The organism is Schnuerera sp. xch1, from assembly GCF_019931165.1.
Taxonomy (GTDB): Bacteria; Bacillota; Clostridia; order Tissierellales; family Tepidimicrobiaceae; genus JAIOUP01.
In genome coordinates this window covers 53936-66712 of record NZ_JAIOUP010000005.1, presented here as the reverse complement: position 1 = coordinate 66712, position 12777 = coordinate 53936, and the positions used below count along the sequence as shown (strand labels likewise).

Here is a 12777-nt window from a genome sequence, read left to right as displayed (position 1 = left end):
AAATTGTTTAAAAGATAGGAGTTGAATGCAATGGCTGAAATAACGATAAATGCTAAAAAATACCAGGTTAATAGTGGTATTACCATACTTGAAGCATGTAATAGATTAGGCATATCCATTCCTACTCTATGTCATGATGATAGGTTAGAGCCTTATGCTGCATGTAGATTATGTGTAGTTGAAGTAAAGGGAAAGAAAAACCTTCAAACTTCTTGTTCTACTAAGATAAGGGATGGCATGGTAGTAGAAACTCATAATAAAAGGGTAATAAATGCCAGAAAAGAGGTATTGGATCTATTGTTCTCAAACCATCCAGAGGATTGCCTTACATGTGAAAAAGCAGGAGGGTGTAAACTACAGGATTACTGTTATGAATATGGAGTAGAAGAAGGAACTTATGTAGGAGAAAAGAAAGACTACCATATAGATGATTCAAATCCTTTCTATACTTATGATCCGAATAAATGTATACTTTGTGGTAAATGTGTTAGAGTTTGTGATGAATTACAGTGCACCAATGCTATTGGACTAGGAAATAGAGGTTTTGATTCAAAAGTAGTTACTCCTTTTGATTTGGGGTTGGCGACTTCCAACTGTGTATCATGTGGGAATTGTGTAGCAGTATGCCCTGTAGGTGCATTGACGCCTAAAAAGAAAGAAAAGTATAGGACTTGGGAGATAAGAAAGGTTAAAACAACTTGTTCCTACTGTGGAGTAGGATGTCAAATCGAACTGCTAGTAAAGGGCGATAAGGTAGTAGGTGTAGAGCCAGCTAGAGGAACGCCTAACGATGGATTATTATGCGTAAAAGGAAGATTTGGATATTCCTTTATAAACCATTCTGATAGGCTAAAGGCTCCCCTTATTAAGAGAAATGGAGAATTTGAAGAAGCTACATGGGAAGAAGCCTATGATTTAATAATTGATAAAATAAGTGAAATTAAAGAAGAATATGGTTCTGAAAGTTTTGCAGGATTAACATCTGCAAGATGTACCAATGAGGAGAACTATCTATTCCAAAAGATGTTTAGAGCATTAATAGGGACAAATAATGTAGACCATTGTGCTCGCCTCTGACATGCTTCAACAGTTGCAGGTCTTGCAACTACATTAGGAAGCGGTGCTATGACTAATAGCATAGAGGAGATAATAAATACTGATGCTATATTTGTAATTGGTTCAAATACTACTGAAAATCATCCCATAATTGGAACTTATATGAAACGAGCTTTAAAAAGAGGAGCTAAATTGATAGTAGCAGACCCTAGAAGAATTGAATTGGCTGATTACGCAGATGTATTTCTTCAGATAAAGCCAGGTTCCAATATTGCTCTTTTAAATGGAATGATGAATGTAATCATTGAAGATGAATTATATGATAAAAACTACGTTCAAAGCAATACGGAAAACTTTGAACAATTAAAGGACCTTATAAAGGATTATACTCTAGATGTTGTAGCTAAAATTTGTGGTGTAGATAAAGAGGATATAATTAAAGCAGCTCGTATATATGCAGAAGCTGATAAGGCAGGTATATACTATGCAATGGGCATTACTCAACATACTACAGGTACTCATTCGGTAATGAGCATATCCAACTTAAGTTTACTTTGCGGAAATGTAGGAAAGGAATCAGCAGGAGTAAATCCATTAAGAGGACAGAACAATGTTCAAGGAGCCTGTGATATGGGAGGACTTCCAGCAGACTTTCCCGGATACCAAAAGGTATTTAAGCCAGAAATTCAGAAAAAATTTGAAACAATATGGGAAGAAAAACTTCCAAATAAAGCAGGACTTACTGTCCCTGAAATGATGAATGAAGCAGAAAAAGGAAACATTAAATTCATGTATATAATGGGAGAAAACCCAATGGTATCAGACCCGGACTTAAATCATGTAAAGAAAGCTTTAACTGATATAGATTTTCTAGTAGTACAGGATATATTTCTAACAGAAACAGCAGAACTAGCAGATATAGTATTGCCTGCCGCATCATTTGCTGAAAAGGATGGGACATTCACAAATACTGAAAGGAGAGTTCAGAGGATAAGAAAGGCAATAGAACCTGTAGGAGAGGCAAAAGCTGATTGGCAAATATTAGATGAACTAATGCGTAAATTAGGGCATGATAAGGAATACTCAGGTCCTGGCGATATAATGGATGAAATCAGAACTGTAACTCCCCAATATGGGGGAATAACGTATGATAGAATAGAAGAAGAAGGCATTCAATGGCCATGTCCAGATATGAGCCATCCAGGAACAAAGTATCTTCATAAAGGAACTGTAGCTAGAGGTAAAGGATTATTCATGGCAGTAGATCATAGGGATAGTGCCGAAGTTGTAGACTCAGAATATCCATTTGTGTTTACTACAGGAAGAATACTCTACCATTATCACACTAGGTCCATGACAGGAAGAGTTGAAGGATTGAATGAACTGGCTCCTGAATCCTATGTGGAGATAAATGAAGTAACAGCTAATAAATTTGATATCTCTAATGGAGAGAAGGTTAGATTAACATCCAGAAGAGGTAGTATAGTGACAACTGCTAAAGTAACGGACATAATAGATGAAGATGTATTGTTTATGCCTTTTCATTATGCAGAAGGAGCAGCGAACTATTTAACCAATACAAAACTGGACGAAACGGCAAAGATTCCAGAATTAAAGGTAGCTGCTGTTAGAATTGAAAAGCTAGGGAGTTGATTAGATGTTTAAGGTTGGTATAATTACAGCTAGTGATAAAGGATCTAAAGGTGAAAGGGTAGATATAAGCGGAAAAACCATAAAGGAAATAGTAGAATCAAAAGGATATAAGGTTGAAAAGTCAATAATACTTCCTGACGAAGAAGAAGCTCTTTATAAAGAATTGATATATATGGCAGATGAATTAAAAGTAGACTTGATATTTACTACAGGTGGCACAGGATTTAGTAAGAGAGATGTAACCCCTGAGGCAACCATAAAGGCTTGTCATAGAATGGCTAATGGAATAGCCGAAGCTATAAGATATTATAGCCTCAGTATAACTCCTAGGGCTATGCTTTCAAGGGCGGTGTCAGGAATAAGAGGAGAAACTTTAATAATTAACCTTCCGGGAAGCCCAAAGGCTGTTAGAGAATCCTTAGACTATACAATGGATAGTCTCCATCATGGTTTGGAAATACTAAAAGGCGAAGCTCATGACTGTGCTAGGTAGGTGAAATTATGAAAAAATTTGGAACTGCAGTTATTTTAGCTGGTGGTAAGAGTAAACGAATGGGTTTTGATAAGCAGCTTCTAAAAATAAATGAACGAAGACTTATTGACAATTTAAGAAAGAAGCTTGGAGATCTATTTGACGAGATAATAGTGGTTACCAATAAATCTGAATACTATCTAGGCTATACTGATAAAATTATTACTGACAAAATAGTAGGGAAGGGACCACTATCAGGAATTCATGCTGGCTTGGTGGAAGCATCAAGCCAATATGTGTATTTTGTAGCCTGTGATATGCCAAATATAAATCTAGATTATATTAGATTTATGAAAAAACGATTAGAAAAAATAAGCGTAAAGGCATGTATAACGAAGTTTGGTAAGTGGATAGAGCCTTTTAATGCCTTTTATTCAAAGGAAATGATAGATGATATAGAAAAACACTTGACTCAAAATAGAAGATCTGTAAATTCATTAATTCATAAACTGCCTGTTTATTATATAGAGGAAGAAGAGGCAAGAATATTTAGCCCTAATTGGGATATGTTTCTGAACTTAAATACCAAGAAAGAATTAAATGACTACCGAAATACCATAAACAATCAAGATTGAGGTTGATGTAGATGGACAATACTAAAAAGATGAAAATAAAGAGAGTAAAGAGAGAAATAGTAATAGAGGAAGATGATATTGTTGTTATAGAGTATCCATTCACCATATTTGTGAATGATAAAGAGATAATTACTCTGCTGTGCAGTCCTAATTCTCTTAAAGAGTTGACTGTTGGGTTCCTTTATTCCGAAGCTTTTATCTCTTCTCTTTCAGATATAGAGAAGATTATAATAGATGAACAAAAAGGGATAGGATACGTTTATATAAACAATATAAGTGAATTCAATGAAAAACTTAGAGGGAAAAGAACTATAACTTCTGGCTGTGGAAAAGGAACTCTCTTTTATAATGTATTAGATTCCTTTAAATCTAAGAAGATAGAGCATCTTTTAGCTGTAAGAATAGATAATATCAAAAAATTGATGAGTCAATTTAATAAAAAATCAGAGCTTTTCTTAAATACAGGTGGGGTTCACGGTTGTGCAATGTGTACTGTTCATGATATAATTATGTTTGAAGAAGATATTGGAAGACATAATGCGTTGGACAAAATACTTGGAAGAGTATTGCTAGATGAAATAAATACGAAAGATAAGATAATATTAACGAGCGGAAGAATATCCTCTGAAATCTTAATAAAGATGGCAAAAAGGCAAGTCCCCGTTATAGTATCCAGGTCAGCTCCTACTAGTCTTGCAGTAGAGATGGCAGAAAAACTGAGGATTACCCTTATTGGATTTGTAAGGGGAGAAAAAATGAATATCTATACCAATTTTCTGAGCATAATTTTCTAAAGCTAAAAGCCATGAAGATTAAGCCGATGGGTATCAGGAGAAATTCTAATGCCTCCCGTGTTTGGAAAGGAAAATAATAAACCATAATAGGTCTATAACAGTCCTTTCTTAGGCTGTTTTTTTATTATGTAAATAAATCTAATATTTCACTGATTAGATTTATTTATAAATATATAAAGGAGGAGAGATAAAATATGAAAAGGTTTTTAGCATTAAGTTTAAGTATTTTAATTGTCTTTACAATGTTGGTTGGTTGTACACCAAAGAATGATAGTCAAGATGTGAAAGAGTCTGATGAAAGTACAGATGTAGTAGAAGATAATGATTCAGAAGAAAAGACAGGTGGCAGAATAATTCTATCTACAACAACTAGTACTCAAGACAGTGGATTGCTTGATTACATATTACCAATATTTGAGGAAGAAACTGGTATAGAAGTAGACGTTGTAGCAGTAGGTACTGGTAAGGCTTTAGAAAACGGAAGAAATGGAGAAGCAGATATTCTTTTAGTTCATGCAAAGGAATCAGAAGAGGAATTTGTAGCAGAAGGCCATGGATTGGAAAGAAGAGATGTTATGTATAATGATTTTATATTAGTAGGACCAACAGATGATCCATCAGGGCTAAAGGAAAATTATCCAAATGATATAGTTGGAGCTTTGACTGCTATATCAGAGGATGGAGCAATCTTCGTATCCAGAGGGGATGATTCAGGAACTCACAAGAAGGAACTTGGATTATGGGAAGCGGCAGGTATTGAGCCTGAAGGAGAATGGTATCTTGAAGCAGGAGCGGGCATGGGTGATGTATTAACCATGGCTGATGAAGAATTAGGATATACTCTTACGGACAGGGCTACTTACTTGAATATGAGCGATGTATTGGAATTAGAAATATTGGTTGAAGGTGATGATAATTTATTCAACCAATATGGTATAATACCTGTAGACCCAGATAAGAATGAGCAGATAAATGAAGAAGGTGCTCAAAAGTTTATGGAATGGATGCTTTCAGAAGAAACTCAAGAATTAATTGGAGAATATGGAGTAGAAGAATTTGGACAACCTTTATTTGTTCCTAATGCGGATTAGTGGGAAAGTGTGTCATACTTTGTGGTATTTGTAATGAAACGTTAAACTTTGGTGGTGAGTCGCGGCTTATTTATAAAGAACGGCATCTCCATTCAAGATTTGGCAACTATCAAGACACGGGGAAAAATAGGTTTGTAAACTCGCTACGCAAAAAACGCTCCGCTCAAACAGTACAAACCTAAACAATTTTTTCCCTCAGTCTGATATTTGCACAAATCTTGGAGTGGAGGCGGCGTTCTTTCAAAATATGTCGCGACCAGCCATGAAAGTTTAACATATCACTTATAATAAGCTGCGACCATCACCAAAATTTGATATGTCGCCTATAAATACGCCATTTAGCTAATAAACGGTGGACAAATTACCTGTCCCCGCGTCCACATGTCCCACCAAAGTATGACACATAATTTATATAATATGTCTTACTTGGCTGACAAAACTTATTTCTAGTAAAGGCAGATTTTTATGTCTGCCCGTTAATTTTCAGGTGGTGATTGATATAGACTATATAATAGAAGGATTTAAAGAAGCGATTCAATTATTAATAGGATTTGATAGAGAAATATATGGAATTGTATTTTTGTCATTATTTGTATCGACATCAGCCACTATAATATCATCTTTAATATGTATACCCTTTGGAATCCACTTAGGCATTAAAAATTTTAAGGGTAAAAAAGCTTTTTCCCGTCTACTTTATACATTTATGAGTATCCCTTCAGTAGTTGTTGGACTAGTTGTTGCAATAATGCTTTCCAGAAGAGGCCCCTTAGGAACATTTGATTTAATGTATACTCCAAAAGCCATGATAATAGCACAGGCTTTATTAGTAACACCATTAATATTAGGACTTACTTATAGTCTTTCAAAAAATAGAGGGAAAGAAATAGAAAAGGTAGGCACAACTTTAGGTGCCAATAAATTTGATATAATTATTTTAATTATAAAAGAATTAAAGGTGGATTTAATGGTAAATGTGGTAACTTCTTTTTCTAGAGCTATTTCTGAAGTAGGAGCTGTCATGATTGTAGGAGGAAATATTAAGAATAGAACTAGAGTTATGACTACGACCATATCCATGATGAATTCTATGGGGGATTATTCTATGGCAATTGCTCTAGGACTTGTGCTGTTGATAATATCCTTTATTATAAACAGCGTAATTTATTCCTATAGTGGAGAGGATTAATATGGAGATTAATATAGCAGGTTTAAAAAAATATTATTCAGAAAAGATAATATTGGATATAAACTATTTGTGTATAGAAAAGGGAACAGTAACAGGACTTATAGGTCCAAATGGTTCAGGTAAAACTACCCTTTTAAAGATTATATCTGGATTGGATAAAGATTTTATTGGCACAATTAAATATGACAGTGAATTATTGAATGAAGATATTTATAAAAAGATGACTTTAGTAACGCAAAAACCATATCTATTTAGAAGAAAAGCATATGAGAATATTGAATATCCTTTAAAAATAAGGGAAACCGATAAAAGAATTCGTAAACAAAAAGTAGAAGAAATAATGAAAAGGTTCGAAATAGGAGATCTAAGGGACAAGAAAGGTCATCTTCTTTCGGGAGGAGAATCTCAAAAGGTGAGCTTAGCAAGAGCATTAGTGTTCGAACCCGAACTACTTCTATTAGATGAACCTACATCAAATATAGATCCAGAATCAATGAAGATTATGGAAAGAGAAATATTAAGATTTAATAAAGAAATCAAGGGGACTGTGCTAATAGTCACCCATAATATAGAACAAGCTAGAAGGGTATGTAATAATATTATTCATTTGGAATGTGGAAAGGTGGTATACTAGATGAAATTCTTCAATGTAGTATCTGTAAAGGAAGCAGGAGACAAGCTTATGGAAAGCTTTAACGAGTATCAGTTTGAAATAGAGCAAGTATCCTTATTAGAATGTACCAACAGGATTTTGGCTGAAGATATTGTATCAGATATTGATGTTCCTGAATTTAATCGTTCTACTGTAGATGGATATGCAATCCAGTCAAAGGACAGTCATGGAGCCAGTGAGTCAGTACCAAGCCTTTTCAATATAGTAGGAGAGGTTGAAATGGGTGAGATTGCAAATAAAAGCATAAAACCTGGAGAGGCTATATATGTGCCAACAGGGGGGATGATTCCTAAAGGAGCAGATGGAGTGGTGATGATAGAATATACTGAAAAACTAGATGAACAGAATCTAATGGTTTATAAGTCTATATCCTTTAATGAAAATATGATACTAAAGGGCGATGATATAAAGACGGGGGAAATAGCGTTAGAAAAGGGAAGAAAAATAACTTCAGAAGCAGTAGGAGTATTATCAGCCTTAGGAATACCCAAAGTTAAAGTGTACAAAAAACCTAAATTCTACATTATATCAACAGGAGATGAAATAATAGATATAGACGAAGAACTAGAATTAGGTAAGATAAGAGATATAAACTCTTATACCCTTTATTCTCTTATAATAAAATTAGGTGGAGAAGTTGTTGGCAGAGCCATTGTAAAGGATAACTATAATTTATTAAGGGGAGAAGTTAAAAAAGCTATAAATACTTCTGACATTGTACTGATTTCCGGAGGAAGTTCTGTAGGCGCTAGGGATTATACAGCTAAAGTAATAAACTCATTTAAGGGTAAAGGGGTATTTGTCCATGGGATGTCCATCAAACCCGGTAAACCTACAATAATAGGTGAAGGAGAAGGAAAAGCTATATTTGGTCTACCAGGTCACCCAGTATCATCAATGATAGTATTTAAGGCCTTAGTAGAGCCTTTTATAAAGGAAAAGATGGGCGCAATTGAATATTTACCTAAGACAAAAGCCATAATGAACTTTAATTTTCACTCATCACCAGGAAAGGAAACATATCAAATGGTAAAACTAAAAGAAAAGGAAGGGGAAATTCATGCAGTTCCTAGCTTTGGGAAGTCTGGAATGATAACTCTACTATCTAATTCAGATGGATACATAGTAATAAAACCTCATGAAGAGGGAGTGTATAAGGGAGAGGAAAGAGATGTTTATTTGTTATGATGTTGTGAATCTTATGCTATGTATTGTAACTTAAATATGATTTGTTTTATTAAGAATTATGAATTGTGAATTAAAGGGGGTTGATATAATGGGTAAAAGAAATAGAAACATTTACATAGAAAATATAGATGTTGATGAGGCTAAAGTTAGGTGTTATGAAACATTAAATATAAAACCCAACTGGGAAGAGGTTGATGTATTAGATTCATTGAGTAGAGTAACATTTGAAGCAGTATATGCTAAGGTTTCTTCTCCTAATTATAATGCAGCAGCAATGGATGGTATATTAGTGAAATCTTCTGATACTATTGGAGCTTCTGATACTAATCCTAAGACTTTAGAAGAGAGTAAGGATTTTATATATATCAATACAGGGAACTCAATTAAAGATGATTATGATGCAGTTATTATGATTGAAGATGTAATAGAATTAGAAGAAGGAAAAGTACAGATATTAAATGCAGCTCATCCCTGGCAACATATTAGACCTATAGGAGAAGATATAGTTGCAACAGAGATGATAGTTCCATCTAAGCATAGAATACGCCCAATAGATATAGGAGCTTTAATATCAGGAGGAACTAAAAAGGTGAAGGTATATAAAAAACCTAAAGTTGGAATAATCCCTACTGGAACTGAAATAATAGAGAATATTGACGAATTGGAAACTGGAAAGATAATTGATTCTAATTCAAGAGTCTTTGAATCATTAGTTTTAGAAAATGGAGGTTTGCCTAATAGATATAACCCTGTAGAAGATGATTATGAAAAACTTAAAGGGGCTATTAAAAAGGCTGTAGAAGAAAACGATATGCTTCTAATAGGGGCAGGATCCTCTGCTGGAAGCAAGGATTTTACAGTAAATATTATAAGAGAATTAGGAGAAGTAGTTATTCATGGGGTAGCCATGAAGCCAGGCAAACCTACTATACTCGGTATGATAAATGGGAAACCAGTTATAGGCATTCCAGGATATCCAGTATCGGCATATTTAGTATTTGAAACCTTTGTTACGCCTTTAATATTGAAGTTTATAGGCCTTGATGAACAGGAAAACACCTTTAGAGAAGCTATTATTTCAAAGAAGGTTACATCTACACTAAAGAATAGAGAACTAGTGAGAGTTAATTTAGGATACGTAAATAATAAGCTTATAGCTACTCCAATATCCAGTGGGGCAGGAGTTACTATGAGTTTAGTAAAAGCTGACGGTATAGCAATTATACCTCAATCCTTAGAAGGAATGGATGCAGGAAATAAAGCAAATGTTAAACTGTTGAAACCTCTAGGACAGATAAAGAAAACCTTAGTTTCTATAGGAAGCCATGACATAATAATGGATATATTAGCAGATATGATGGAATTGACATCAGGGCATGTGGGCAGCATGGGAGGTGTTCTTTCCATGAAAAGAGGAGAATGCCATATATCGCCTATTCATCTATTAGATATGGAAACTGGTGAGTACAATATCTCCTACGTAAAAAGATATTTTGATGGACAAAAGATGGCTATTATAAAAGGTGTTAAAAGACATCAAGGATTCATAGTGGAAAAGGACAATCCTAAAGGCATAAAAGATTTTACCGACCTTACTAGAGATGATGTAGTATATGTAAATAGACAACGTGGAGCAGGTACTAGAATACTTTTAGATTATTATTTAAATGAGAGAAATATAGATTTGTCCAGCATAAAAGGCTATGATAGAGAAATGACCACCCACATGGCAGTAGCTACAGCAGTGAAAACAGGATTAGCCTCTACAGGGCTAGGCATATATTCAGCAGCAAAGGCCTTAGACCTAGATTTTATAGATATAGCTTATGAAGACTATGACTTTTTAGTAACTTATGAATTATTGGAAGATGAAAGAGTCAGGAAATTTATCCAAGTGTTAAAATCCGATGAGTTCAAGGAAAGAGTAGAAGCTTTAGGTGGATATGGATTTGAAAATATAGGTGAGATAATTGTAATTGAATGATTATAGACCTCTATTCTTAGGAATAGGGGTTTTATTTTGCTATTCGCACCGTTTTTCCTACCATTCGTACCATATTAAACAAAATTTAGGTTTAATATGGTATATTAATGGTGAAAGAGAATAGAGAATCTTATTTGAGGAGGTGCTTTCATGAACTAATTTGAATAGAAAGATATGCTTTTCATAAAAACTGCAACAATAAAGTTTAATAAATTATAGGGGGTATTAATTGTGAAAAAAACATTCTTGTGGGGCAAAGAGAATATGTGAAAACTCTGCTGTTAATTATGCAGAAGAACCTGTAATGAAAACAATAACCCTTTCTGGTACTGTTTCAAATAGTCATAGTCTAAGTGTAGATGCTGGTATTGATGTTGAAATTGCTTCTATTTCTGCGGCAGTAGGATTTAACGTAGAAAGAAGCTGGACAATGACAGACTCTACACAAGTTGAATTAGAACCAGATCAAAGAGTAACTGTAGTTGCATTCCCTTACTGGGATGTTTACAGTTTTGATGTTATGCAATTTTCAATTTTTAGAGATAAAAAAGTAGGATATGGAAATGCTATGGAAACCTTTGGATTCTGTACAGTTGTTTATGATGATTGATTTTTTACTCTATAGGTTATTCTATGAAAAAATATAACTTTTAAATTATTATATCTATTAAAAATTAGTTATTATAGACATATGGAGTTCTTCCTTAGATTGTGGATCAAATAGACAAGGAAGTTAAATGAATTTTAGATAACTGGTATAATTTTAAAATTGAATTATACCAGTATTTTTTATGTCCTAATCTCATCCACTTTAGTATAAAAACAATCATTGTTCACAAAATATCATTGTGTTTAAAGAAAGATATTTTGGCAATATATATAATGATAATGATTATCAACGTCAAATTAAAACTTGTAAAGACATTTATATAAATCCAATCCATAAAGGAGGTAAAAAGATGCGTTTTGAAGATTATAAGCCATCAGAAGAGAAACACTATAGTATTTTAAATTCTAATGGTCAAATTATTACAGAAGAAGATCTTCTTTCATTTTCAGAGGAAGAATTATTATACCTTTACAGGACTATGCTGTATACAAGAATAGTAGACGAAAAAGCTTTATCCTATCAACGCCAAGGAAGGATGCTTACCTATGCTCCTAACATAGGGCAAGAGGCTGCTCAAATAGGTAGTGCATATGCTATGGAAAAAGAAGATTGGTTGGTACCAGCTTTTAGAGAACTAGGTGCATGGTTGATTAGAGGAATCCCTCTTAAGAATATCTATCTTTACTGGTATGGCAATGAGTGGGGAAGCTACATGCCAGAAGGAGTAAAGGTATTGCCTGTTTCAGTTCCTATTGCATCTCAATTACAACACGCTACAGGAATTGGCATGGCTAATAATATAAAAGGTGAAAACAATGTAGTAGTGACCTATGTTGGAGACGGTGGTACTTCCCAAGGAGATTTTCACGAAGCATTAAACTTCGCAGCTGTATTTAAAGCACCTGTAGTATTTATTATTCAAAACAATCAATATGCTATTTCCGTTCCTAGAAAGGAACAAACTGCTAGTGAGACTCTTGCACAAAAGGCAATTGCATATAATATGCCTGGAGTTCTAGTAGATGGAAATGATATATTCGCAATGTATTCAGCAACAAAGGAAGCTATAGATAAGGCAAGAAAAGGAGAAGGGCCAACACTAATTGAAGCCTTCACATATAGATTAGGAGCTCACACTACTTCTGATGACCCGACAAAATATAGAGAAGATAAAGAGGTGGAAGAATGGGAGAAGAAAGATCCTATATTAAGATTTAAAAAGTATCTCCAAAGTAAAGAGATATTAACTGAAGAATGGGAAAAAAATACGCAGAAAGAAATAGAGAAAGAGGTAGTATATACTTTTGAAGAAATAGAGGATAAATCGGACACTTCAATTGAAGATATATTCAATTATCAATATGAAACTATGCCTCCTCATTTAGAGGAACAATTAGAGCAATATAAATCTTTTTTAGAAGGAGGTAAATAA

11 protein-coding genes and 1 riboswitch are annotated in these 12777 nt (G+C 34.0%); all 11 genes read left to right on the top strand.

All coding sequences use genetic code 11. The annotated features are described in order from the left end of the window. Positions 1 to 30: 30 nt before the first annotated feature. The 11 genes from fdhF to pdhA all read left to right on the top strand — a co-directional run bounded on the left by fdhF (position 31) and on the right by pdhA (position 12777). Complete coding sequence (gene fdhF, locus K8M07_RS05730; RefSeq protein WP_223376944.1) at positions 31 to 2709, top strand: formate dehydrogenase subunit alpha; 2679 nt, start codon at positions 31 to 33, stop codon at positions 2707 to 2709. A gap of 4 nt (positions 2710 to 2713) precedes the next feature. Continuing rightward, positions 2714 to 3202 carry a molybdenum cofactor biosynthesis protein B gene (locus K8M07_RS05725; RefSeq protein ID WP_223376943.1) on the top strand — a complete coding sequence of 163 codons (489 nt, stop codon included), beginning with the start codon at positions 2714 to 2716 and terminating at the stop codon, positions 3200 to 3202. Between the two features lie 8 nt (positions 3203 to 3210). Next, positions 3211 to 3816 (top strand): molybdenum cofactor guanylyltransferase, encoded by a 606-nt coding sequence (locus K8M07_RS05720; RefSeq protein ID WP_223376942.1) that lies wholly within the window; start codon positions 3211 to 3213, stop codon positions 3814 to 3816. Positions 3817 to 3827: 11 nt separating this feature from the next. After that, positions 3828 to 4610 carry a formate dehydrogenase accessory sulfurtransferase FdhD gene (fdhD, locus tag K8M07_RS05715; protein WP_223376941.1) on the top strand — a complete coding sequence of 261 codons (783 nt, stop codon included), beginning with the start codon at positions 3828 to 3830 and terminating at the stop codon, positions 4608 to 4610. Further along, positions 4579 to 4698: riboswitch (molybdenum cofactor riboswitch) on the top strand. Its footprint overlaps the gene before it by 32 nt. A 106-nt stretch (positions 4699 to 4804) precedes the next feature. After that, complete coding sequence (locus tag K8M07_RS05710; protein ID WP_223376940.1) at positions 4805 to 5701, top strand: substrate-binding domain-containing protein; 897 nt, start codon at positions 4805 to 4807, stop codon at positions 5699 to 5701. 490 nt (positions 5702 to 6191) lie between these two features. Next, positions 6192 to 6890, top strand: coding sequence for an ABC transporter permease (locus K8M07_RS05705; protein ID WP_223376939.1), 699 nt, complete (start codon positions 6192 to 6194; stop codon positions 6888 to 6890). A 1-nt stretch (position 6891) separates the two neighbouring features. Then, positions 6892 to 7524, top strand: coding sequence for an ATP-binding cassette domain-containing protein (locus tag K8M07_RS05700; RefSeq protein ID WP_223376938.1), 633 nt, complete (start codon positions 6892 to 6894; stop codon positions 7522 to 7524). After that, positions 7525 to 8751: a gephyrin-like molybdotransferase Glp gene (gene glp / locus K8M07_RS05695; protein ID WP_223376937.1), complete on the top strand. Its 1227-nt coding sequence runs from the start codon at positions 7525 to 7527 to the stop codon at positions 8749 to 8751. Positions 8752 to 8839: 88 nt separating this feature from the next. Further along, on the top strand, positions 8840 to 10735 hold the full coding sequence (locus K8M07_RS05690; RefSeq protein ID WP_223376936.1) for a molybdopterin biosynthesis protein: 1896 nt from the start codon (positions 8840 to 8842) through the stop codon (positions 10733 to 10735). Positions 10736 to 11039: 304 nt separating this feature from the next. Beyond that, positions 11040 to 11345, top strand: a complete 306-nt coding sequence (locus K8M07_RS05685) for a hypothetical protein (RefSeq protein WP_223376935.1) — start codon at positions 11040 to 11042, stop codon at positions 11343 to 11345. A 349-nt stretch (positions 11346 to 11694) separates the two neighbouring features. Next, positions 11695 to 12777 carry a pyruvate dehydrogenase (acetyl-transferring) E1 component subunit alpha gene (pdhA, locus tag K8M07_RS05680; protein WP_223376934.1) on the top strand — a complete coding sequence of 361 codons (1083 nt, stop codon included), beginning with the start codon at positions 11695 to 11697 and terminating at the stop codon, positions 12775 to 12777.

Bases quoted from the DNA above. Each gene is read 5' to 3' on its own strand.
- K8M07_RS05725 (WP_223376943.1), top strand. From the start codon at position 2,714: ATGTTTAAGGTTGGTATAATTACAGCTAGTGATAAAGGATCTAAAGGT.
- K8M07_RS05720 (WP_223376942.1), top strand. From the start codon at position 3,211: ATGAAAAAATTTGGAACTGCAGTTATTTTAGCTGGTGGTAAGAGTAAA.
- fdhD (WP_223376941.1), top strand. From the start codon at position 3,828: ATGGACAATACTAAAAAGATGAAAATAAAGAGAGTAAAGAGAGAAATA.
- K8M07_RS05710 (WP_223376940.1), top strand. From the start codon at position 4,805: ATGAAAAGGTTTTTAGCATTAAGTTTAAGTATTTTAATTGTCTTTACA.
- K8M07_RS05700 (WP_223376938.1), top strand. From the start codon at position 6,892: ATGGAGATTAATATAGCAGGTTTAAAAAAATATTATTCAGAAAAGATA.
- glp (WP_223376937.1), top strand. From the start codon at position 7,525: ATGAAATTCTTCAATGTAGTATCTGTAAAGGAAGCAGGAGACAAGCTT.
- K8M07_RS05690 (WP_223376936.1), top strand. From the start codon at position 8,840: ATGGGTAAAAGAAATAGAAACATTTACATAGAAAATATAGATGTTGAT.
- K8M07_RS05685 (WP_223376935.1), top strand. From the start codon at position 11,040: ATGAAAACAATAACCCTTTCTGGTACTGTTTCAAATAGTCATAGTCTA.
- pdhA (WP_223376934.1), top strand. From the start codon at position 11,695: ATGCGTTTTGAAGATTATAAGCCATCAGAAGAGAAACACTATAGTATT.